Origin of the sequence: Actinoplanes sp. SE50/110 (assembly GCF_900119315.1) — a bacterium.
Lineage (GTDB): Bacteria > Actinomycetota > Actinomycetes > Mycobacteriales > Micromonosporaceae > Actinoplanes.
This window is the reverse complement of the sequence record NZ_LT827010.1, coordinates 2,031,049-2,052,526: the sequence shown is the minus strand read 5'-3', so window position 1 is coordinate 2,052,526 and position 21,478 is coordinate 2,031,049. Positions and strand designations below refer to the sequence as shown.

Sequence of the window (21,478 nt, the reverse complement as noted above, 5' to 3'; positions counted from 1 at the left end):
GCAACCACCGCCGGCTCGTCCCTGACACCGCGGTGTCCGCCCGTCGCCCGCGGGAGGCCGGCTCGCGAAACAACCAACCGGTCAGGTTCGGGGGACCAGCCGGCCACCCGTCCAGGCCAGGCCCATGCCGGCGGCGAGCAGCAGGAGCGCGCCCACCGTCGGGAGCGGCTTGACCGCGTAGTTGCCGGCGCCCAGGGCGACCGCGGCCAGCATCAGCAGGACGCCGTCGGCCGGGTTGACCAGCTGGGAACGGAACACGGCCCAGCCGAGGAGCAGCATGCCGCCGCCGCAGACGGCGCGGGCGACGTCGAGCAGGATGCGGACCTGGCCGGTGGTGATGGACACGGCGGCGGTGGCGGTCTGTTCCGGGAGGGCGACCAGCGGCAGCAGCAGGGTGGCGCCGGCCAGGGTGACGAGCAGGCCGGTGAGGGCGACGCGCCGGGTGCGGGAGCCGGCGAGCAGGCCGGCCAGGGCGATCAGCGCGATGCTGGTCAGCCAGCCGGCGAGGAGTCCCACGGGGAGCGGACCGGGCGGGACGTTGACGCCGAGGGTGAACCAACCGTAGAGGACCGCGGCGGCGGGCAGCGCCCACAGGGCGAGCCGGGCGAAGCGCCGGACCGACCAGATCCAGACGGCGTCGCGGACCGGTAGGAGGTGATGGTCGGTGGCCCGGCCGGTCGGGGTCGCGGCGCCGACCCACGCGGGGGCGACCCGCAGGGGGCGGCCGGACGCGGTCTGACGATGGCTGATGCTCATGGTTCCGCCTCGCTCGCAGGGGCAACACGCCGAGCGGCCGGGGGAAACCGGTCGGAAATCCGAGTCGAAGCATGCCAAATTCGCAGGGAACTGTGAGGCGTATCTCAGGAAATTCCTGGAAATGCCGGGCGGCCTGCCCGCTTCGGACAGGCCGCCGACGAAAAGACCGGACCGGTGGGCTCAGGCCTGGTGCTGCTGCCCCTGGTAGTCGGCCCCACCCAGCGCCGACGACGGCGGCACCTGCGGGGACGCGCCCAGCGCCGCGGTGACGTCCGGATCCGCCGAGACCTGGGCCTCCGCCTCCCGCACCTCGTCGTTCACCCGGGCCGCCTCAGCCGCCGCCGCCTGGGCCGCGGCCGCCGCCTCCAGCGCCACCTCGTCCGAGTGCACCTCGGCCAGCGGCACGTCCCCGACCATGTTGGCGAGCCCGCCGAGCGCACCGCCCAGCCCCTCCAGGGCCTTGGTCAGCTCGGTCGGCACGATCCACACCTTGTTCGCGCTGCCGTTCGCGATCTGCGGCAGCGCCTGCAGGTACTGGTAGGCCAGCACCTTCTGCGACGGGTTCGCCTGGTGGATCGCGTCGAACACGGTCCGGATCGCCTTGGCCTGGCCCTCGGCCTGCAGCACCCGGGACTGCCGGTCACCGTCGGCGCGCAGCACCGCGGCCTGCTTCTCACCCTCGGCGGTGAGGATCTGCGCCTGCTTGTGACCCTCGGCGTTCAGGATGGTGGCGCGGCGCTCCCGCTCGGCGCGCATCTGCTTCTCCATCGAGTCGCGGATGCTGGGCGGCGGCTCGATCGCCTTGATCTCGACCCGGGTGACCTTGATGCCCCAGCGGCCGGTGGTCTCGTCCAGCACCGTGGACAGGTGCCGGTTGATCTCCTCGCGGCTGGTCAGCGCGCGCTCCAGGTCGAGCGAGCCGATCACGTTGCGCAGGGTGGTGACGGTGAGCTGCTCGATCGCCTGCAGGAAGTTGGCGATCTCGTAGGTGGCCCGGACCGGGTCGACGACCTTGAAGTAGAGCACCGTGTCGATCGAGACCACCAGGTTGTCCGAGGTGATCACCGGCTGCGGCGGGAACGACACGACCTGCTCGCGCATGTCGACCTTGCTGCGGACCGCGTCGATGAACGGCACCAGCAGGTTCAGGCCGGGGCTCAGGGTGCGCTGGTATTTGCCCAGGCGCTCGACCACGTCCATCCGCTGCTGCGGGACGATCCGGATGGACCGGACGATGGTGATCACCGCGAACAACGCGATGACTATGACCAGAACTGCGATGACAGCTCCCATGGCGCCTCTCTATGAAAAAACGAACACGAAGTCGATCAAACGTCGGGCAGGTCATCGTGCCAGACCAGCGCCGTGGCGCCGCGCACGGTGACGACTCGGACGCGCTCGCCGGGCTCGAAGGTCTCCTTGCCGTCGAACGGCCGGGCCTGCCAGATCTCCCCGTCGATCCGGATCTGACCGTGGCCGGCGTCGACGGTCTCCAGCACGGTGCCGTGGTGGCCCTCCATCGCCTCGATCCCGAAGGCCGTGTCACCGGTCTCCAGGGCGGGCCGGGCGTGCCGGACGATGATCGGGCGGACCGCCGCCACGGACAGCCCGGAGACCACGGCGAAGACGATGACCTGCAGGAGCACCGGGGCACCGAGGGCGGCGGCGAGGGCGGCCGCGCCGGCTCCCGCCGCGAAGAAGATGATCAGGAAGGTCGCGGTGAAGGCTTCGCCGATCGCCAGGGCGATGGCGAGGATGATCCAGAGTACGGCTGCCACATCAACGATCGTGTCACGTCCGCGCATCCGCGGCGATGCCTCGTGCACACGTAGCCGATCGCCGTCCGGCCAGTTAGACCCGTCAGTCGCACTGCAGGAGGATGCCGACCGTGACACTGCTTCCGGAGACCGCCCGCCGGGTCGACGAGATCGCCGCCCGGGCCCAGGCGCAGGGCCGGGCGCCGTCGCTGGCGCTGGCGGTGGTGCGCGACCGCGCGGTGCTGCACTTCGCGGGTGCCGGGGAGACGCCGCGGCCGGATCCCAAGACCCAGTACCGGCTCGGCTCGATCACCAAGACGATCACCGCGACGCTGGTCATGCAGTTGCGCGACGAGGGGTTCTTCGCCCTCGACGACCTGCTCTACCGCCATCTGCCGGGTACCCCGATCGGCGGCGTGACGCTGCGCCAGCTGCTCGGGCACATCTCCGGGCTGCAGCGGGAACCGGACGGGCCGTGGTGGGAGCGGCGGGACGGCGGTGACGTGGCGCAGTTGCTGGCCGGCTTGACCCACGAGAAGCTGACCGGCCCGCCGTTCCGCCGCTACCGGTATTCGAATCTGGCGTACGGCCTGCTCGGCGCGGTGGTGTCCCGGGTCACCGGGCAGAGCTGGACGGATCTGGTCACCAAGCGCGTGCTGGATCCGCTGGGCATGAAGCGGACCAGCTATCTGCCGGTGGAGCCGTTCGCCCGCGGCTACGTGGTCCACGCGCTGGGCGGCACGTTGCACGAGGAGCCGCGCCCGGACGCCGGCGCCATGGCCCCGGCCGGCCAGCTGTGGTCGACGGTGACCGACATGGCGAAGTGGGCCGGCTTCCTGGCCGATCCGGCGCCGGCGGTGCTGGCCCGGGAGACGGTCGACGAGATGTGCAGCCCGGTGACCATCGACGATCTGGAGTCGTGGACGTCCGGGCACGGACTGGGCCCGCAGCTGTTCCGGGTGGGTGAGCGGGTGTACGCCGGGCACGCCGGCTCGATGCCCGGCTATCTCGCGCATCTCGCCGTGCACCGGCGCAGCCGGTTCGGGGTGGTGGTGTTCGCCAACACGTACGCCCTCGCCGGCGGCTCCCTGATCAAGGAGCTGAGTCTGCGGACGCTGACCACGGTGCTGGACAGCGAGCCGGCGGCGCCGGTCCCGGCCTGGCAGCCGCCGGCGGCGCCGACCGGCGAGGCCGCGGAGATCAGCGGCCGCTGGTGGTGGATGGGCGGCGAGTTCGACATCGCCCCGGACGGCGACGGCCTGACGATGACCGGCCGCCTCGGCCGGACCCGGTTCCGCCGGGAGGCGCCGGACCGCTGGCGTTGCGTCTCGGGCAGCGACGAGGGCGAGGTGCTGCGCATCCTGCGGGCTCCGGACGGCACGGTCGACAAGATCGACATTGCCACCTTCGTCTACAGCCGCGACGCCCGGGATCTGGCCTGACTTCCGATGGCGGCGGTACGCCGTTCGCCGCGCCCGTCCGTGCCCGCCCGGCCCGCCCGCGGCGGTGCGCCGGCATCACCCGCCCGCCGCTGCCGGAGCCCGCCCTGATCGCGGGGTGATCGCCGACTCCCGCCCGCGGCTGCCGGAACCCGCCCCGATCGCGGAGTGATCGCCGACCCCCGCCCGCGGCTGCCGGAACCCGCCCCGATCGCGGGGTGATCGCCGACCCCCGCCCGCGGCTGCCGGGCGGTCAGGCCGGGCGGTCAGGCCGAGGGCGAGCCCGGCCGCCACGGTCGCCATGCCGAGCCAGACCAGCGGCCGCGGCGCCGGCCCGCCCAGCCCCATCCCGGTCAGCGCCGCGGCGATCGGCGCGAGTCCGGTGAGCAGCCCGGCCCGCCCCGGCCCGATCCGGGTGACGCAGGTGTACCAGAGCACGAACGCCACCGCGGTGACCGCGACCGCCAGGTACGCCCCGGCCAGCACGTCGCCGGCGTGCAGCCGGAGCACCGCGCCCGGCCCCTCGGTGACCAGCCCCGCCGCGCCGAACAGCACGACCGCCATCCCGGTGGCGTGCACGGACACCCCGAGCGGGCCGTGCCGCCCCAGCACCGGCACGGCGAGCAAGGTGAACAGGGCTTCGCAGAGGAACGTGACGACGGCCCAGAACACCCCGATCCGATCGGCCCGGCCGAGCCCCTCGACACCGATCGCGCCGAGCGTGACCACTCCGGCGGCGAGCAGGGTGCGGGCGGCCGGCCGGTGGCCCTGCAGCAGCGGGCCGCCCGCGGCGAGCAGGATCGGGACGCAGGCGACCGCGACGCCGAGGACCGCCGGTTCGGCGTGCCGGGCGCCGTGCATCAGGGCGATGTTGAAGACCAGCAGGCCGGCCACGGTGACGCCGAGCAGCCACCGCCATTCGGCGCCGCGCGGGCGGCGCACCGGGGTGCGGGTGCACGCCGACCAGCCGAGCAGCAGCAGGCAGGCCACCGCGTAGCGCAGCGCCTGCACGGTGAGGGCGGGCGCGCCGGCGAGGTGGCCGGAGACCGCGACGCTGCCGCCGACGAAGGTCATGCCGGCCGCGCCGGCGAGGATCGGTAACGCCTTCATGCGGTTCATGCTTCTCCGGCGTATGGTCCTTTTCGAGGACCAATGGCGAGGCGATGGAGGGGACCAATCTCCGGTTCGGACTTCCTGCAGTTGCGCACCGCGGACGCCCCGGCCAAGGGGTTGACCGGCTGGCTGGCCGACGGCCTGCGGTCCGCGATCGCGGCCGGCCGGCTCGCCCCGGGCAGCCGGCTGCCGGCCACCCGGCTGCTCGCCGCCGAGCTGGGCGTCTCCCGGGGCGTGGTGGTGCAGGCCTACCAGCGGCTGGTCGACGAGGGGCTGGCCGGCGCGCGCACCGGGTCCGGCACGGTGGTGGCCCGGGACGCCGCGGTCGCGCCCCGGCCGGCCGCCGACCGCCGGCGCACCCTGCACGAGCTGCGGCTGCCCCTGTCCACCCCGGACGGCATCGACCTCAACCTCTCCCCCGGGGTTCCCGACCTGGCCGCCTTCCCCCGGGCGGCGTGGCTGCGGGCGGAGCGCGCGGTGCTGGACCGGGTCACCGCGGCCGACCTGGGCTACGGCGACCCGGGTGGCACACCGGTGCTGCGGGCCGCCCTGGCCGGCTGGTTACGGCGTACCCGGGCAATCCGCGCCGAGGCGGACGACATCCTGGTGTGCGGCGGCGTCGCGCAAGGTCAGGCGCTCCTCGCGCAGGTTCTGCGGGTTCGCGGCGAAGCCGTCGTGGCCGTCGAGGACCCCGGCTCCCGGGGCAGCCGGGACCAGCTGGCGTACTGGGGGGTGCGCGGCGAGCCGGTGCCGATCGACGAGAGCGGCTTGATCGTCGAGCAGCTGCGGCGAACCGGGCTGGCGACCGCGCTGCTCACCCCGGCGCACCAGTTTCCGACCGGTGTCGTGCTCGCCCCGGAACGCCGCCGCGAGCTGCTCGCCTGGGGCGGCCTGATCGTCGAGGACGATTACGACGCCGAACACCGGTACGACCGTGCCCCGGTCGCCGCGCTGCAGGGCAGCGCCCCGGAACGGGTCGCGTACCTGGGCAGCGTCTCCAAGTCCCTGGCACCCGGGATGCGGCTGGGCTGGCTGATCGCGCCGCGCCGGATGCAGGCCGGCCTGCTGGCCGCCAAGCACGCCAGCGACCTGGGCAGTTCGGCGCTGCCCCAACTGGTGCTGGCCGAGCTGATCGCGACCGGCGACTACGAGCGGCACCTGCGGACCGTGCGGGCCCGGCAGCGGGCCCGCCGCGACGCGCTGCTGGCCGGGCTCCGGGCGCACCTGCCGCGGGCCCGGGTGCGCGGCGTGGCGGCCGGGCTGCACCTGCTGGTGGAACTGCCCGCCGGGACCGACGACGTGGCGGCCGCCGAGCGGATCCGGGAGACCGGCGTGCTGGTCCACCCGCTCACCTGGCACCGCCTGCTGCCCGGCCCGCCCGGCCTGGTGATCGGCTACGCCGGTCACACCCCGGACCGCCTCCTCGACGGCGCGGCGCGGATCGGGCGCGCTATCCCAGCACGGTGACGTGGTCGATCAACCGCTCCATCGCGTTGATCAGGGGCGTCTCGACGTCCTTGTAACTGTGGACGCAGGAGAGGATGCGACGCCACATGTCGGCCGGCTCGCGGACGCCGGCCGCCTCGCAGACGCCCTCCTTCCACGGACGGCCCGGCGGGATCACCGGCCATGCGCGCAGCCCGACCCGCTCGGGTTTGACCGCCTGCCAGACGTCCACGTACGGGTGCCCGGTGATCAGCACATCGGGGTGGGTGACCGACGCCACGATCCGGCTCTCCTTGGAGCCCGGCACCAGGTGGTCGACCAGCACCCCGAGCCGTCGTTGCGGCCCCGGCCGGAACTCCCGGACGTGCGCGTGCAGGTCGTCGATGCCGTCCAGCGGCTCCACCACCACGCCCTCGATCCGCAGGTCGTCGCCCCAGATCCGCTCGACCAGGGCGGCGTCGTGGATGCCCTCCACCCAGATCCGGCTGGCCTTGGCCACCTGGGCGGTCACCCGGGCCACCGCGATCGACCCGGACGCGGTCACCCGGCGCTGCGGCGCGACCGCCCGCGGAGCCGGTCTCCGCAGCGTGACCGTCTGCCCGTCGAGCAGGAACGCGGCCGGGGCGAGCGGGAAGTTGCGGCGCTTGCCGAACCGGTCCTCGAGCACCACCGCACCCAGCTCGAACCCGACGACCGCACCGCAGAAACCGGAGTCGGCGTCCTCGACCACCAGGTCGGGCTCGGCATCCACCTCCGGAATGGTCTTCCGCCGGCGCCAGTTGCCGGCCATCACGTCCTCCCCATACATGACCCGCACGGTAATACGTCCTTTCGGACACGCCCGGGTGACGCTCCGAGTCGCGACAAGGTTCCGGGATGCCACGTACCCTTGCTCGCATGTCACCCGCAGCAGATGCGGCCACCCGCACCGCACACCGGTCCACCCGTTTCGTGGCCTGGGTGCGGGCCTGGCGGGCCGGGCTGGTCCCGTTCGACGACCTGGCCGCCGAGATCGCCGAGGACGAGGAGCACCTCGTCGCCGAAGCCCCCGGCACCTGGACCGACGTGCCGCTCGGCCAGGGCCTGCCGATCTTCGCGAAGCTGCACCCCGACGACATCCGGCTGGTCCTGCCGGTCCCCGGCGACCCGCGCGGGCTGCCCGGCCCCGGGCCGCTGACCGGCGCCGCACTGCTCGCCGGCGAGGCCGTGGTCACCCCGGAGTTCGGCGTGGTGCCCGAGGTGCGGCGGCACACGTCCGGCTCCGGTGTGGAGTTCGAGACCGTGGTGTGGCGGGTGCTGCCGGCCCCCGGGCACCGGCCGGTGTTCCAGATGGGTGCCGCCGAGGCCGAGGCGCAGCTGACCGCCGCGCTCGCCGAGGCCACCACCCGGCTGACCAGACTGGACGTCGCGCAGTGGAAACCGGAGCTGGCCGGTGCCCTGCAGCAGCTGCGCCGGCCGGAGAGCACGGCCACCCTGCCGCCCGGCTTCGACCCGCGCTCGCGCCGGCTGTTCGCGCGGGCGAGCGTGCTCGCCCAGGTCCTCGCGCTGGCCGGGACGAACGCGCCGGGCGGCGCGGTCAACGGCTACGAGGCGCAGCAGCGCGACGAGGCGCTGCGGCCGCTCACCGCGGCCTGCCGGCAGGCCCTGGTCGCGGCCTGCAACGCGCCGCTGCACCCGTGACCGCCGACCGGCACGCGCACTGCACCTACTGCGGGGCCCGGTTCGTGCCGGACCAGGCGTGGCCCCGCCGCTGCGCGGCGTGCGGCGAGACCACCTACCGCAACCCGGCGCCGGTCGCGGTCGCGCTGCAGCCGATCGGTTCCGGACTACTGGTGGTACGCCGCGGCATCCCCCCGGCGCACGGCAGTCTCGCGCTGCCCGGCGGCTTCATCGAATACGGCGAGAGCTGGGCCGCGGCCACCGTCCGCGAGCTGGCCGAGGAGACCGGGCTCGAGGCCGATGCCGCGGAGGTACGCCTCTTCGACACCCGCAGCGCGCCGGACGGGACACTTCTCATCTTCGGCCTGCTGCCTGAACTCGCGGACGGCAGCGGGCTCCCCACGACGCCGCCGCCCGAGGAGGCGCTCGGGCTCGAGGTGCTGCACGAGCCGGTGCCGTTGGGCTTCAGCCTGCACACCGAGGTCGCGGGGCGATGGTTCGACCTCAGTCGATCCGGCCGGCTCTGACCAGCTCGCCGAGGACCAGCCGGATCGCCGGAGCGCACCGGTCCGCGTCCGCGGAGCTGAACCAGGCCAGTTCGGCGATCTCGTTGGCCGGCGCCGGGACGCCGTCCGCCTCCCCGGTGAAACACACCAGGCGGACCCGGGTGCCGGGCGGCCGGTTGTGGGCCGGCGCCTCGAAGGTCCGGAAGAACCGCGGGTCCCCGACCGTCAGGCCGACCTCCTCGGCGGTCTCCCGGACGGCCGCCTCGGCGTCGGTCTCTCCCGGCTCCGGTTTGCCGCCGGGCAGGTAGAACGCATCCGACCCGTGCGCCCGCACCACCAGCAGGCGCCGATCGCGCACGCACACCCAGGCGGCGGCGACCACCTCACCCGTGCCCCTGTCCGTCATGCCGATCTCTCCCTCAGGCCAGCGTGAACGGGGCGCCGGCCTCGAAGCGGGCCAGGTCGTCCAAAGTCCGCCGGGTGTTCGGCCCGGCCGTCTCGGGCAGCTCGCCGACCGGGTAGAACGCCGCGTCGATCGTCTCGTCGGTCTCCCGCAGCAGCTCCCCCGACCAGATGTCGGCCCGCACCGCGAGAGTGACGTGCTGGTAGGGCTGCCCGTACGCGCTGATCGTCAGCTGCTCCCCGGAGTACAGGGCGAACGGCGTGATGGCGTGCACGGTCAGCCCGGTCTCCTCCCTGACCTCCCGGATCGCGCACTCGCCGAGCGTCTGGCGCAACTCCATGGTCCCGGCCGGCAGTGCCCACCGCCCATTGTCGCTGCGCCGGATCAGCAGCACCCGGCCGCCGGGGTCGCGCAGTACGGCACGCGCCCCGACGGTGATCAGCACCCGCTCCGGGCCGACCGACCCGCGCAGCTGCCCGAGGTAAGACTCTTCCCACGCCGGCATGCGGCCGAACGTACCTTATGGCGGTTTTGGCCCAGGGACCGGCGCGGCGCCATCGTCATGATGGTCCATCTCCGCGGCAACGCGGGCCCGGCGTGGGCGAGCATGAGATCGTGCGCACACCCGGCCGGGCCGCCCGGCGTCGCCGCGGCGTCCCGGCGTTGTTCTCCCTCGGCGCGACCGGCCTGCTGGCCGCCGGCGGCGTCCTGTTGCTGTCCACCCTGATCCCGCCGCTGTTCGGCTGGTCGTCGTCGGTGGTGATGAGCGGCTCGATGTGTCCGGCGATTCAGCCGGGCGACGTGGTGGTGACCTCACCGCCGGCGCCGCGGGACATCCGCGCCGGGTTCGTGGTCCGGTTCCACGACCCGAGCCGGCCCCGGCGGCCGATCCTGCACCGGATCCTCACCATCGACGAGCACGGCATGCTGGTCACCAAGGGCGACGCGAACCGGGTGGTGGACTCGGCGCCGGTGCCGCGCAGCGCGGTGACCGGGCTGGGTCGGCTACGGGTGCCGTACGTGGGACTGCCGGTGCTCTGGTGGGTGCGGCGGGACTATCTCCGGCTGATCGTGACCGGCCTGGTCCTGCTGGTGCTGTGCGCGCTGACGTCGGTGGGCCGCACGGCCCGGCCTCCGCTGCCCGGCCGGCGCCGAGCGGGGACGGCGAGGGCCGCCGGCCGTCCGACAACCTGACCCTGATCGGACGACCGGCCGGGACGCTCGGCTCAGATCTCGTCGATCAGGTCGGCGACCGAGTTGACGATCCGGGACGGGCGGTACGGGTACGTCTCGCTCTCCATCCGGCTGCTGATCCCGGTGAGCACCAGGATCGTCTCCAGCCCGGCCTCCAGGCCGCAGAGGACGTCGGTGTCCATCCGGTCGCCGATCATCGCGGTGGTCTCGCTGTGCGCGCCGATCGCGTTCAGCGCCGAACGCATCATCATCGGGTTGGGCTTGCCGACGAAGTACGGCTTCACCCCGGTGGCCCGGGAGATCATCGCGGCCACCGAGCCGGCCGCCGGGAGCAGGCCCTCGGTGGACGGGCCGGTCGCGTCCGGGTTGGTGCAGATGAACCGGGCACCGCCGTTGATCAGCCGGATCGCCTTGGTGATCGCCTCGAAGCTGTAGGTGCGGGTCTCGCCGAGCACCACATAGTCCGGGTCGAACTCGGTCAGCACGTACCCCGACGCGTGCATCGCGGTGGTCAGGCCGGCCTCACCGATCACGTACGCGGTGCCGCCGGGCCGCTGGTCGGCGAGGAACTGCGCGGTCGCCAGCGCGGCCGTCCAGATCGACTGCTCGTCCACCTCGAAGCCCATCCGGGTGAGCCGGGCCTGCAGGTCGCGCGGGGTGTAGATGGAGTTGTTGGTGAGGATCAGGAACGGCTTGCCGGAGGCCTTCATCCGGTTCACGAACTCGGGTGCGCCGGGCACCGGCTCACCCTCGTGGACGAGCACACCGTCCATGTCGGTGAGCCAGCTCTCGATCGCCTTGCGTTCCTTCATGCGGGGGCTCCAGGTCGCGGTGCGGAGGGTCGGGTCGCCGGGGGGCAGCACTCCGTCGGGCAGACGTCCCAGGTCGGCAGCGTACCGAGCCGGTTGTGGGGTTGCTCACCCAGCCGCTCCTCGACCAGCTCGCGCACCATGCTGACGAACCGCGGGTGGACGCCCGGCGTGGCGGCCCGGGCGTAGCCCAGACCCAGCCGCTCGGCGGTCTCCCTGGCCTCGTTGTCCAGGTCCCAGAGCACCTCGAGGTGGTCGGAGACGAAACCGATCGGGCTGACCACCACGTCGGTGATCCCCTTCTCGGCGAGGGCCGTCAGGTGGTCGTTGATGTCCGGCTCCAGCCACGGCACCTGCGGCGGGCCGGACCGGCTCTGCCAGACCAGGTCCCACGGCACGTCCTCGGCGGCGCGGGCCTGGACCAGCCGGGCGGTCTCCTCCAGCTGGGCGGTGTAGCGGCCGCCGGTGGGGCCGGCGTTGCGGGCCATGCCGGTCGGGATGGAGTGGGCCGTGAAGGCGATCCGGGTGCTGGCCCGGCGGGCCGGGTCGAGCGTGCCCAGAGCGGCACGGACCGCCTCGGCGTGCGGCTCGACGAAGCCGGGATGATCGTGGAACTGCCGCAGCTTCATGATCACCGGCGCTTTCGGCCCGACCGCCTTGCGGGCCGCGGCGATGTCCTCCCAATACTGCTTGCAGGACGAATATCCGCCGTACGCACTGGTGGCGAAGCCGAGGGCGCGTTCGACACCGTCGTCGCGCATCTGGGCCACGGTGTCGGCCAGCATCGGGTGCCAGTTGCGGTTGCCCCAGTACGCCGGCAGGTCGATGCCGTGCCCGGCGAACTCGGCCCGCACCGCGGCGAGCAGGTCGCGGCACTGCTGGTTGATCGGGGAGACCCCGCCGAAGTGCATGTAGTGCTCACGCACCTCGGCGAGGCGCTCGTCCGGGACGCCCCGCCCGCGCACCACGTTGCGCAGGAACGGCATCACGTCATCGGGCTTTTCGGGGCCGCCGAAGGAGAGCAGGACGAACGCGTCGTAAACCACCCGCCAATCCTGCCACCGCACTAAGCGGCGATGGCGTGGTAACCCCCGTCAACGTGCACCATCTCACCCGTGGTGGCCGGGAACCAGTCGCTGAGCAGGGCGCAGACCGCGCGGGCGGTCGGCTCCGGGTTCTCCAGCTCCCAGCCCAGCGGCGCGCGCCGGGTCCAGGCATCCTCGAAGTCACTGAAGCCCGGGATCGACTTGGCCGCCATGGTGCGCAGCGGCCCGGCCGACACGATGTTGCTGCGGATCCCGTGCTTGCCCAGGTACATCGCGAGGTACCGGGAGGCGGACTCGAGCCCGGCCTTGGCCACGCCCATCCAGTCGTAGAGCGGGTAGGCCTTGGTCGCGTCGAAGGTCATCCCGACGATCGAGCCACCCTGGTCCATCAGCGGCAGACAGGCGGTCGCCAGCGACTTGTAGGAGTACGTCGAGACGTGCAGCGCCTGTGCCACGTCCTCCCACGGGGTCTCGAGGAAGGTGCCGCCGAGGGCGCTCTGCGGGGCGAAGCCGATCGAGTGGACAACGCCGTCCAGCCCGTCGACGTGCTCGCGGACCCGGGACGCCAGCGCGTCCAGGTGCTCCTGGTTGGTCACGTCCAGCTCGATGACCGGAGCGGTCTCGGGGAGCCGCTTGGCGATCCGCTCCACCAGCGAGAGCCGGCCGAAGCCGGTGAGCACGACGGTGGCGCCGTTCTCCTGCGCGAGCTTCGCCACCGAGAAGGCGATCGAGGCGTCGGTGATGACGCCGGTGACGAGCAGCCGTTTACCGGCCAGCAGTCCAGACAACATTCTCTCCTGAAAAGAATTCTCGGAAAAACTCAGTGCCCCATCCCCAAGCCCCCGTCGACGGGGAGCACGGCGCCCGAGATGTACGCCGCACTGTCGCTCGCCAGGAAGGTCACCGCCGCGGCGACCTCTTCCGGGCTGGCGAGACGACCGGCCGGGACGGCCTTGATGATCTCGGCCTTGCGCGAGTCGGGCAAGACGTCGGTCATCTCGGTCTGAATGAAGCCGGGCGCCACCACGTTCGCCGTGATGTTCCGCGTGCTCAGCTCCCGCGTGATGCTACGGGCCATGCCGACCAGGCCCGCCTTCGACGCGGCGTAGTTCACCTGGCCGGGACCGCCGTACAGGCCGACCACCGAGGAGATGAAGATCATCCGGCCCCACTTGGCCCGCAGCATCTTGCCACTGGCCCGTTTGGCGACCCGGAAGGCGCCGGTCAGGTTGGTGTCCAGGACCCGCTCGAACTGCTCCTCGGACATCCGCAGCAGCAGCGTGTCGTCGGTGATCCCGGCGTTGGCGACCAGCACCTCGATCGGGCCGATCTCGGCCTCCACGAAGCTGAACGCGGCGTCGACCGACGCGGCGTCGGTGATGTCGCACTGCACGCCGAACAGGCCCTCGGGCGCGCCCGAGCCACGGTGGGTGATCACGACGCGGTCGCCCTGCTTGGCGAAGGCCTGGGCGATGGCCAGCCCGATCCCGCGGTTCCCGCCGGTCACCAACACGGTGCGAGGCACAGCGCTACTCCTTAGGTAGGGGGTACCACAGGGTCACGACATGGCCCGCACAGCGCCTTACCCTGCTGGGGATGGAGACTACTGGCCCGAGGCGGCGAAACGGGGCAATGGGGCCGCTGGTCCGGCTCGCGGTCGGCCGCGAGACCGCCCGTCCGCCGGTCCGCGGGCGCCTCCGGTTCACCCTCCCGCTGATCCTGTTCGTGCTGGTCAGTCTGGGTCTGGCGGCGTGGGAGGAGCTCAGCACGACCCGGGAGATCCCGGCCCTGCTGGTCGGGATCATCGCGGTGGGATCGGTGTTGCCGGTCGCGGTGTCGTACCGGTGGCCGGTGAACGCCTGGCGGCTCACCTTCCTGATGATCTTCCTGGGCTGGGTCGACCACGCGCCCGGCGACCCCTGGCCGTGGAACGCCGTGCAGATCCTGGCCACGCTGTTCGTGCTGGGCCGGCTCGCCGCGGTCAGCGCCTCCCCGGTCACGCTCGGGGCCACCACCCTCACCGTGATCGCGGTGCTGCTGCTCGGCGGGGCGAACTCCGGGGGCGCCGCGGTGCTGATCGTGGCGATCACCGCGCTCGGGAACATCGCCTCGCACCGCCGCCGCACCCGCGAGCTGCTCGCCGAGCAGACCGAGCTGAATGAGCAGGAACGCGCGAAACGGGCGGTGCTGGAGGAGCGCACCCGGATCGCCCGGGAGATGCACGACGTGGTGGCGCACCACATGTCGATGATCGCGGTACAGGCCGAGACCGCCCCCTACCGGCTGCCGGCTCTGCCCGACGAGGCCCGCGACGAGCTGGCGTCGATCGCCGGAGCGGCCCGCGAGGCCCTCGCGGACATGCGACGGCTGCTCGGCGTGCTGCGTGCCGAGCACCAGGAGGCGGACCGGGCGCCGCAGCCGGGGTACGCCGAGATCGCCGCCCTGGTGATCACCGCGCGCCGGGCCGGGCTGCCGGTCACCGGCGAGCTGGGCGAGGTGGCCGGGGTGGGCGAGGCGGCCGGGCTGGCGGCGTACCGGATAGCTCAGGAAGCGCTGGCGAACGCGGCCCGGCACGCGCCGGGCGGCCCGGTGCGGCTGACCGCCCGCGCCGCCGGCGACGACCTGGAGCTGTCGGTCACCAACGAGCTGACCACGCCGCCGGAACCGGGACACCGGCCGGGACACGGATTGATCGGGATGCGTGAGAGGGTGGCTCTGCTCGGCGGCGAGCTGTCCGCCGGGCCGGACGGCGCCGGGGCGTACCGGGTGCTGGCCCGCATCCCCCGGCAGCCGGAGACCCGATGATCAAGGTACTGATCGCCGACGACCAGGCGATGGTGCGCCAGGGTTTCGGCGCGCTGCTGGCCGCCCAGCCGGACGTGCTGGTGGTCGGGGACGCGGCGGACGGCGCGGCCGCGGTCACCGCCGCCCGCGAGCTGAATCCGGACGTGGTCCTGATGGACATCCGGATGCCGGTGATGGACGGCCTGGAAGCCACCCGGCGGCTGGCCGGCGGCCCGCGGATCCTGATCCTGACCACCTTCGACCTCGACGACTACGTGTACGAGGCGCTGCGCGCCGGCGCGAGCGGCTTCCTTCTCAAGGACGCCCCCGCCGCCGACCTGGTGCAGGCGGTCCGCGTGGTGGCCGCCGGTGAGGCGCTGCTGGCCCCGTCGGTGACCCGCCGGCTGATCGCCGACTTCGCCGCCCGCCCGCGCGCCGACCGGCCCCGCCCGGTCGCGCTGAACGCGCTCACCCCGCGCGAGACCGAGGTGCTGCGGTTGATCGCCCGCGGCCGGTCGAACCAGGAGATCGCCGCCGACCTGGTGGTGGCCGAGCAGACGGTCAAGACGCATGTCGGGCGGATCCTGATGAAACTCGCGCTCCGCGACCGGGCGCAGGCGGTGGTCTTCGCCTACGAGACCGGCCTGGTCGCGGCCGGGGAGTGACCCGTCCGGGTGTTCCTCGACACCTGATTTTTCTTAAGTGGCGCTTAAGGGGTACAGTCCACGACGGTTCCCAGGCCCGACGACCGACGGAGGTGATCGCTGTGCGAGATAGCGATCCTCCTAGTCGTGGCCGGGACGCTCGTCAGCGCTTCTGACCGCTGACCAGATCTCCCACCCACTCCACCGGACGCACCCTGACCCCAGGGTGGCCGGTCGTGTCGTGTGCGCCGCGACACCACCGGGAGTGGGCATGGCCGCGACGTGACCGCGTGTTCTCTCCCCGCCCGTCACGCTGCGGAAGTAGGTGGCCCCACCATGAAGAACCTGATCGCTCCCCTCGGCTTCACCGTGATGACCGCCTGGGTCGTCCTGCTCTTCGTCCTGACCTCGCACAACGCCTGACCGGCTCGGCCGGCTCGCACGGCTTCACGGCAGCCGCGACGTCCACAGCAGACTCGTCGCGGCGCCGATCAGCGCCAGCAGCAGGGCCGTCGCGGCGTACCACTGGGTTACCTCGCGCGGCTGCGTCCGGTGCCCGATCGAGCTGCCCATGTCCTGGTAGACCTTCTTGAGCTCGCTCACCGAGGCCGCCTCGTAGAAGTAGCCCTTGGTCCGGTCGGCCAGCTCCTGCAGCGAGAGCCGGTCCACCGGCACCCGCTGCAGCTGGCCGCGGATGTCGACCACGCCGGTGTCGGTGCCGAAGGCGATCGTGCTGACCGGCACGTTCGCCCCGGCGGCCGCGGTCGCGGCGTCCTCGATCGAGCGGCCGGAGGTGCGGTACCCGTCGGAGAGCAGCACGATCCGGGCCGGCGGCGCGCCGTTCGCCCCGTCCCCGGGCACCGAGCGGATCGCGTCCAGTGAGGTGAACACCGCCTCCCCGGTCGCGGTCGCCTCGGCCAGGGTCAGCGAGTCGATCCCGGCCAGCACCTCGGACCGGTCCTTGGTCGGCGCGACCAGCACGTTCGCCGCCTTCGCGAAGGACACCAGGCCCAGGTTGTAGGTGGGCGGCAGCTCGTTGACGAACGCCTTGGCCGCCTCCTGCGCCGCCTGGATCCGGGTCGGGGCCACGTCGTCGGCCTGCATCGACAGCGACACGTCGATGGCCAGCATCACGGTCGCCCGCTCCAGCGGCTGCTTGGTGTCCACCGACGGCCGCGCCGTGGAGCACGCCAGCGCCGCCATCATCAGCAGGAACGCGACCGCCGACACGTGCCGGCGCCAGCCCAGCCCCTTCGGTGCGAGGGTGCGCAGCAGGTCGACGTTGGTGAAGCGGATCGCGAACGACTTGCGGCGCAGCTGCCGCCACACGTAGGCGCCGGCGACGGCCAGGACGGGCAGCAGCGTCAGCAGCCACCACGGAGCCAGGAAACGGATCATCGAGTGGTCCCCCGGGTGCGTGCGTGTCGTTGGGCGGCCACGAAGCGGACCATGTCCAGCAGCCAGTCGGTGTCGGTGCGCAGGCGCAGGTGGGCGGCGCCGGCCGCGCGCAGGGTGCGGGCGATCGCGGCGCGCTGCTCGCCGGCCGCCGCCGCGTACCGCTCCCGCAGTCTCGGATCGGCGGTCTGCACCTCGTGCAGCGCGCCGGTCTCCGGGTCCATCAGGGCCAGCACGCCGACGTCCGGCAGCTCCAGCTCCCGCGGGTCGACCACCTCGATGGCCAGCACGTCGTGCCGGACGCCGAGCCGGCGCACCGGGCGGGCCCAGCCGTCCACCGGGGCCAGGAAGTCGGAGATCACCACGGCCACACCGCGCCGCCGGGGTGGCCGGTTCAGCGTGTCGATCAGGGCGCCCAGGTCGGTGCGCCCGGGCCGGATCGCGGTGCGGGCGATCCCGCGCAGCAGCCCCTGCGCCTCCTTGCGGCCCGGCCGGGCCGGCATCCGCACCACGTCGCCGCCGGTGCCGGTGCCGGTGCCGACCACGGCGCCCACCCGGTTGCCGCCCCGGGCGCTCAGGTGCGTGATCGCGGTGGCCGCGGCGATCACCAGGTCCTTCTTCAGCCACTTGGCGGTGCCGAAGTCGAGGCTGGCCGACAGGTCGATCGCCATCCACGTCTCCAGCTCCCGGTCGGCCACCGTGCGGCGCACGTGCGGGAGCGTGGTGCGGGCGGTGACCGGCCAGTCCATCCGGCGCACATCGTCGCCGGGACGGTACTCCCGGGACTCGCCGGCCTCGGTGCCCGGACCGGGCAGCAGGCCGACGTAGTCGCCCTGGAGCAGGCCGTCGAGTTTCCGGGTGACCAGCAGCTGCAGGCGGGCGAGCACGGCCTCGGCTCGGGCCGCCTCCTCGGGCGGCGCCGGTGGCGGCGTGGCGGGCAGGCTCACGGGTGCGGCCAGCCGCCACTCTGCGGGAAGGCCGGGGCGCCGCTCTGCGGGAAGGCCGGGGCGCCGCTCTGCGGGAAGGCCGGGGCGCCGACCGGCTGCGGCGGGCCCGGCGGCAGCGGCGGCGTGCCGCCGGCCGGCGCGGCGCCCTGCCGGGAGGCGACCGACGGCATCGGCACGGCCTGCATGATCCGCGCCACGATCTGGTCGGCCGGGACGTCGTCGGCGAGCGCGTCGTAGCTGAGCACCAGGCGGTGGCGCAGGATGTCCGGCGCGACGTCCTGCAGGTCCTGCGGCAGCGCGTAGTCCCGGCCGCGGAGCAGGGCCAGCGCCCGGGTGGCGCGGACGATGCCGAGCGAGGCGCGCGGCGAGGCGCCGTACTGGATCAGTTGGGCGACGTCGGGCATGCCGTGCTGGGCCGGGGCGCGAGTGGCCAGCACCAGCCGGACCGTGTAGTCGACCAGCGCGTTGTGCACGAACACCTGGTCGGCGCGGCGCTGCAGGGCGAGCAGGTCGTCCGGGGTGAAGACCTGCTTGGGCTCCGGCGCGCTGACCCCCATCCGGTAGACGATCTCGCGCTCCTCGGCATCGGTCGGGTAGCCCACGATGATCTTCATGAGGAAGCGGTCGCGCTGCGCCTCGGGCAGCGGGTAGACACCCTCCTGCTCGATCGGGTTCTGGGTGGCCATCACCAGGAACGGGTCGGGCACCTCGTGGCTCTTGCCGCCGATCGACACCTGGTGCTCGGCCATCACCTCGAGCAGCGCCGACTGCACCTTGGCCGGGGCCCGGTTGATCTCGTCGGCCAGCAGGAAGTTGACGAAGACCGGGCCGAGTTCGACGTCGAACTTCTCGTTGCTCTGCCGGTAGATCCGGGTGCCGACGATGTCGGCCGGGACCAGGTCGGGGGTGAACTGCACCCGGGAGAAGGTGCCGCCGACCACCTTGGCCAGGGTCTCCACCGCGAGGGTCTTGGCCACCCCGGGCACGCCCTCCAACAGGCAGTGACCGCGGGCCAGCAGCGCCACGAACATCCGCTCGACCATCCGGTCCTGGCCGACGATGACCCGCTTGACCTCGAACATCGCCCGCTCCAGCTGCGACGCGTCGTGCGCCGGCGGAACCGGGGCGGCCCCCTCCGGGGTGGTCTCGGTCTCGGGCGTGCTGGGCTGCGCCACCGGTCCTCCACAACGGTCACCTGTCCGCCGGCGCGGATGCCGACGGTCAAGACTTACACGACGTTCCTGGAAGCATAGAGACCACTCCCCGCCATCCCGGGGATCCGCGCAGCCCAGGGCACTATCGGCCGAACATGTTGATCTTTCTGCGCGATCCGCCGGAACGGGCACGCTCACCGGGTGGATACGGAAGTCTGTGAACCGTGTAGCATTTACCTCGTCGCCGGGCGGCTTCCCCCGTGGCCGCCCGGCGCATAACACTCTTTTATTTCTCCCGAGTCGTTTCCCTTATGTTGGTCGACATGGTTGAGGAACTCTCCCCGCAGTGCTCCGCCAAAGGTTGCCGTGCGTCGGCGGCCTGGCAACTACTCTGGAACAATCCCAAGCTGCACGCACCGGAATACCGCAAGACCTGGTTGGCCTGCGACGAGCACCGGGTCTCCCTCGGCGCGTTCCTCGAAGCCCGCTCGTTCCTGCGGGAAGTGACGGCTTTCGAGTCGTCTCCTACGCTCTAGGGTGTGAGCACGCCGCCGATCGATGCCCTGCAGCCCTGGCCGGACACGGTCCAGTGGCGCCCGGTCTCCCGCAAACTGATCACTGTGGAACTGCTCGGGCTCGCCGTCTGGCAGACGGTCCTGGTGCTCGGCCTCGGCATCGCCTGGCTGTTCCTGCGCCAGTGGGGCTGGCTGGCCGGCATCGGCGGGGTGCTGCTGATCGGCGTCTGGCGGGCCGTCGTCGCGATCCGCGCGGTCCGCGCCTGGGGATACGCCGAGCGGGACAACGACCTGATGGTCCGGCACGGACTGCTGGTCCGCACGCTGTCCATCGTCCCGTACGCCCGGATGCAGTACGTCGACGTCACCGCCGGCCCGATCGAGCGCGCCTTCGGCCTGGCCACCGTGCAGCTGCACACCGCCGCGGCGGCCAGCGACGCCCGGGTGCCCGGCCTGCCGCACGAGGAGGCGGCCCGGTTGCGCGACCGGCTCACCACCCTCGGCGAGGACCGGGCCGAGGGCCTGTGACCGCCACCGGGACCACCACGGAGCAGGCCGGGGTGCGACGCCGGCTGCACCCGCTCAGCCCGCTGCTGCACGGCGCCAAGACCCTCGCCGTGATGATCGCGGCACTCTCCTGGCAGACCCTGCGCCAGCTCGGGCTGGCCCACTTCGCGCTGGTCGTGCTCGCCATCGCGGTCGGCGCGGTGATCTTCTCAGCGGTCGGCTGGTGGAACACCGGCTATCAGGTGGTCGCCCGCGAGCTGCGGATCAGCGACGGGCTGCTGTGGCGCCGGCACCGGGCCATCCCGCTCGACCGCCTGCAGTCGGTGGAGCTGCGCCGCCCGCTGCTGGCCCAGCTCACCGGCCTGGCCGAGCTGCGCCTGGAGGTGGTCGGCGGGAACAAGGCGGAGGCCCCGCTGGCCTACCTGAGCGTGCGGGAGGCCGCGGCGCTGCGCGAGCGACTGCTGTCCCTCTCCGGGTCGGCTCCCCTCCCGCTGCCCGCGGTCCCCCAGGAGAATCTCCTTCTGGCGGTACGCAACCGGCAGCTGCTGTTCAGTCAGCTGCTCACCCCGCAGGCCTTCCTGCTGCCGATCGGCGTCGCCTGGGTGATCACCCAGTTCGTGATGGAGGGGTCGTGGACCTTCATCGGGATCGCCAGCACCGTCACCGCGATGGCCGGGGTGCTGCTCCAGCCGATCCGTCGGGTGCTGCGCGACTGGGATTTCCGGCTGGCCCGCGACGCCGGCGGCCGGCTGCTGCTGCGCTACGGCCTGACCGAGACCCGCAGCCAGGTGGTGCCGCTGCACCGGGTGCAGGCGGTCCGGGTCACCTGGCCGTTCCTGTGGCGGCTGACCGGCTGGCTGCACCTGCAGCTCGACGTCGCCGGTTATCACAACCCGGAGCACGGCCGGGACAGCGGCTCGGACCGGCTGCTCCCGGTCGGTGACCCGGCCGCCGCCCGGCTGCTGATTGGCGCCGTGCTGCCCGGCGTCGACCTGGCCACCCTGGCCACCTCCCCGCCGCCGCCGCGGGTCCGCTGGCTGCACCCGTTCGAGCTGCGCTTCATGGGCGTCGGCCTGCACCCCGACGTGCTGGTCACCCGCGGCGGCCGGGTGTCCCGGGAGATGACGGTGGTGCCGTACGCCCGGCTGCAGAGCGTCCGGGTCGAGCAGGGTCCGCTGCAGCGCCTGCTGCGGGTCGCCACGGTGTACGCGGACGCGGCCGGCGGACGCTCCGGCGTGGCCCGCGACCGTGACCTGGCCGAGGCGTGGGCGCTCGCCGACGAGCTGGCCCGCCGGGCCCGCCACGCCCGCCGTCCCGGCCCCGCCGCGGTGCCCGCCCCGGCGCCGGCCGGCGGTCAGCCGGCCGACGACTCCCCCTGGCAACGCCCGGCACCGGCCTAAGCTG

At 73.1% G+C, this 21,478-nt stretch carries 25 protein-coding genes; 11 read left to right on the top strand and 14 right to left on the bottom strand.

The window, feature by feature from the left end; genetic code table 11:
- Positions 1-81: 81 nt before the first annotated feature.
- The 3 genes from ACSP50_RS09245 to ACSP50_RS09235 all read right to left on the bottom strand — a co-directional run bounded on the left by ACSP50_RS09245 (position 82) and on the right by ACSP50_RS09235 (position 2,561).
- On the bottom strand, positions 82-756 hold the full coding sequence (locus ACSP50_RS09245) for a hypothetical protein (RefSeq protein ID WP_014688901.1): 675 nt from the start codon (positions 754-756) through the stop codon (positions 82-84).
- 180 nt (positions 757-936) lie between these two features.
- Complete coding sequence (locus ACSP50_RS09240; RefSeq protein WP_014688900.1) at positions 937-2,049, bottom strand: SPFH domain-containing protein; 1,113 nt, start codon at positions 2,047-2,049, stop codon at positions 937-939.
- Positions 2,050-2,084: 35 nt separating this feature from the next.
- Complete coding sequence (locus tag ACSP50_RS09235) at positions 2,085-2,561, bottom strand: NfeD family protein (protein ID WP_014688899.1); 477 nt, start codon at positions 2,559-2,561, stop codon at positions 2,085-2,087.
- Between the two features lie 83 nt (positions 2,562-2,644).
- On the opposite strand from ACSP50_RS09235, the gene ACSP50_RS09230 reads away from it, so the two are divergent.
- Entirely contained in the window at positions 2,645-3,955 is a 1,311-nt protein-coding gene (locus ACSP50_RS09230) for a serine hydrolase (protein ID WP_014688898.1), read from the top strand.
- 75 nt (positions 3,956-4,030) lie between these two features.
- Here ACSP50_RS09230 and ACSP50_RS09225 read toward each other — a convergent pair whose 3' ends face one another.
- A complete protein-coding gene (locus ACSP50_RS09225) occupies positions 4,031-5,062 on the bottom strand; it encodes a DMT family transporter (protein WP_099343718.1) in 1,032 nt (343 codons plus the stop codon).
- 42 nt (positions 5,063-5,104) lie between these two features.
- Here ACSP50_RS09225 and ACSP50_RS09220 point away from each other — a divergent pair, with 42 nt between their 5' ends.
- On the top strand, positions 5,105-6,532 hold the full coding sequence (locus ACSP50_RS09220; protein WP_014688896.1) for a PLP-dependent aminotransferase family protein: 1,428 nt from the start codon (positions 5,105-5,107) through the stop codon (positions 6,530-6,532).
- Here the strand turns inward: ACSP50_RS09220 and ACSP50_RS09215 are convergent.
- Positions 6,516-7,319: a DUF3097 domain-containing protein gene (locus tag ACSP50_RS09215; protein WP_043511080.1), complete on the bottom strand. Its 804-nt coding sequence runs from the start codon at positions 7,317-7,319 to the stop codon at positions 6,516-6,518. The two genes, ACSP50_RS09220 and ACSP50_RS09215, sit on opposite strands and share 17 nt — an antisense overlap.
- 89 nt (positions 7,320-7,408) lie before the next feature.
- On the opposite strand from ACSP50_RS09215, the gene ACSP50_RS09210 reads away from it, so the two are divergent.
- Positions 7,409-8,191 (top strand): hypothetical protein, encoded by a 783-nt coding sequence (locus ACSP50_RS09210; RefSeq protein WP_014688894.1) that lies wholly within the window; start codon positions 7,409-7,411, stop codon positions 8,189-8,191.
- The gene (locus tag ACSP50_RS09205; RefSeq protein ID WP_014688893.1) at positions 8,188-8,697 is read left to right on the top strand and encodes an NUDIX domain-containing protein; all 510 of its coding nucleotides are present in this window, start codon (positions 8,188-8,190) and stop codon (positions 8,695-8,697) included. The genes ACSP50_RS09210 and ACSP50_RS09205 overlap by 4 nt, the downstream gene beginning before the upstream one ends.
- Here ACSP50_RS09205 and ACSP50_RS09200 read toward each other — a convergent pair.
- Both ACSP50_RS09200 and ACSP50_RS09195 read right to left on the bottom strand, forming a co-directional pair.
- On the bottom strand, positions 8,675-9,082 hold the full coding sequence (locus ACSP50_RS09200; RefSeq protein ID WP_014688892.1) for an NUDIX domain-containing protein: 408 nt from the start codon (positions 9,080-9,082) through the stop codon (positions 8,675-8,677). The genes ACSP50_RS09205 and ACSP50_RS09200 overlap by 23 nt on opposite strands.
- A 13-nt stretch (positions 9,083-9,095) precedes the next feature.
- Positions 9,096-9,584, bottom strand: coding sequence for an NUDIX domain-containing protein (locus ACSP50_RS09195; RefSeq protein WP_014688891.1), 489 nt, complete (start codon positions 9,582-9,584; stop codon positions 9,096-9,098).
- Between the two features lie 110 nt (positions 9,585-9,694).
- Between ACSP50_RS09195 and ACSP50_RS09190 the strand changes: the two genes are divergently transcribed.
- Entirely contained in the window at positions 9,695-10,273 is a 579-nt protein-coding gene (locus ACSP50_RS09190; protein ID WP_157432768.1) for a signal peptidase I, read from the top strand.
- A gap of 32 nt (positions 10,274-10,305) precedes the next feature.
- On the opposite strand, the gene ACSP50_RS09185 is transcribed toward ACSP50_RS09190, so the two are convergent.
- The 4 genes from ACSP50_RS09185 to ACSP50_RS09170 are packed head-to-tail and all read right to left on the bottom strand — an operon-like array spanning position 10,306 to position 13,653.
- Positions 10,306-11,157 (bottom strand): HAD-IIA family hydrolase, encoded by an 852-nt coding sequence (locus ACSP50_RS09185; RefSeq protein ID WP_043511076.1) that lies wholly within the window; start codon positions 11,155-11,157, stop codon positions 10,306-10,308.
- On the bottom strand, positions 11,082-12,128 hold the full coding sequence (locus ACSP50_RS09180) for a ferrochelatase (protein ID WP_014688888.1): 1,047 nt from the start codon (positions 12,126-12,128) through the stop codon (positions 11,082-11,084). The genes ACSP50_RS09185 and ACSP50_RS09180 overlap by 76 nt, the downstream gene beginning before the upstream one ends.
- 20 nt (positions 12,129-12,148) lie before the next feature.
- Positions 12,149-12,916 carry an enoyl-ACP reductase FabI gene (gene fabI / locus ACSP50_RS09175; RefSeq protein ID WP_014688887.1) on the bottom strand — a complete coding sequence of 256 codons (768 nt, stop codon included), beginning with the start codon at positions 12,914-12,916 and terminating at the stop codon, positions 12,149-12,151.
- Positions 12,917-12,948: 32 nt separating this feature from the next.
- Positions 12,949-13,653 carry a beta-ketoacyl-ACP reductase gene (locus ACSP50_RS09170; RefSeq protein WP_014688886.1) on the bottom strand — a complete coding sequence of 235 codons (705 nt, stop codon included), beginning with the start codon at positions 13,651-13,653 and terminating at the stop codon, positions 12,949-12,951.
- A gap of 107 nt (positions 13,654-13,760) precedes the next feature.
- Between ACSP50_RS09170 and ACSP50_RS09165 the strand changes: the two genes are divergently transcribed.
- The 3 genes from ACSP50_RS09165 to ACSP50_RS41670 all read left to right on the top strand — a co-directional run bounded on the left by ACSP50_RS09165 (position 13,761) and on the right by ACSP50_RS41670 (position 15,979).
- A complete protein-coding gene (locus tag ACSP50_RS09165; protein ID WP_014688885.1) occupies positions 13,761-14,933 on the top strand; it encodes a sensor histidine kinase in 1,173 nt (390 codons plus the stop codon).
- Positions 14,930-15,577, top strand: coding sequence for a response regulator transcription factor (locus ACSP50_RS09160; RefSeq protein ID WP_014688884.1), 648 nt, complete (start codon positions 14,930-14,932; stop codon positions 15,575-15,577). Before ACSP50_RS09165 ends, ACSP50_RS09160 begins: the two co-directional genes overlap by 4 nt.
- Before the next feature lie 261 nt (positions 15,578-15,838).
- Positions 15,839-15,979, top strand: coding sequence for a hypothetical protein (locus tag ACSP50_RS41670; RefSeq protein WP_155123458.1), 141 nt, complete (start codon positions 15,839-15,841; stop codon positions 15,977-15,979).
- Positions 15,980-16,003: 24 nt separating this feature from the next.
- Here ACSP50_RS41670 and ACSP50_RS09155 read toward each other — a convergent pair whose 3' ends face one another.
- The 3 genes from ACSP50_RS09155 to ACSP50_RS09145 are packed head-to-tail and all read right to left on the bottom strand — an operon-like array spanning position 16,004 to position 19,073.
- Positions 16,004-16,954: a VWA domain-containing protein gene (locus ACSP50_RS09155; protein WP_014688883.1), complete on the bottom strand. Its 951-nt coding sequence runs from the start codon at positions 16,952-16,954 to the stop codon at positions 16,004-16,006.
- Positions 16,951-17,898 carry a DUF58 domain-containing protein gene (locus ACSP50_RS09150; RefSeq protein ID WP_014688882.1) on the bottom strand — a complete coding sequence of 316 codons (948 nt, stop codon included), beginning with the start codon at positions 17,896-17,898 and terminating at the stop codon, positions 16,951-16,953. Before ACSP50_RS09150 ends, ACSP50_RS09155 begins: the two co-directional genes overlap by 4 nt.
- Complete coding sequence (locus tag ACSP50_RS09145) at positions 17,895-19,073, bottom strand: MoxR family ATPase (protein WP_014688881.1); 1,179 nt, start codon at positions 19,071-19,073, stop codon at positions 17,895-17,897. The genes ACSP50_RS09150 and ACSP50_RS09145 overlap by 4 nt, the downstream gene beginning before the upstream one ends.
- Positions 19,074-19,375: 302 nt before the next feature.
- Between ACSP50_RS09145 and ACSP50_RS09140 the strand changes: the two genes are divergently transcribed.
- From ACSP50_RS09140 to ACSP50_RS09130, 3 genes are read left to right on the top strand one after another with little or no spacing between them, the layout of a single operon-like run.
- Entirely contained in the window at positions 19,376-19,588 is a 213-nt protein-coding gene (locus tag ACSP50_RS09140; protein ID WP_099344016.1) for a hypothetical protein, read from the top strand.
- Positions 19,589-19,591: 3 nt separating this feature from the next.
- Positions 19,592-20,095 carry a PH domain-containing protein gene (locus ACSP50_RS09135; protein WP_014688879.1) on the top strand — a complete coding sequence of 168 codons (504 nt, stop codon included), beginning with the start codon at positions 19,592-19,594 and terminating at the stop codon, positions 20,093-20,095.
- On the top strand, positions 20,092-21,474 hold the full coding sequence (locus tag ACSP50_RS09130; protein WP_014688878.1) for a PH domain-containing protein: 1,383 nt from the start codon (positions 20,092-20,094) through the stop codon (positions 21,472-21,474). The genes ACSP50_RS09135 and ACSP50_RS09130 overlap by 4 nt, the downstream gene beginning before the upstream one ends.
- Positions 21,475-21,478: the final 4 nt, after the last annotated feature.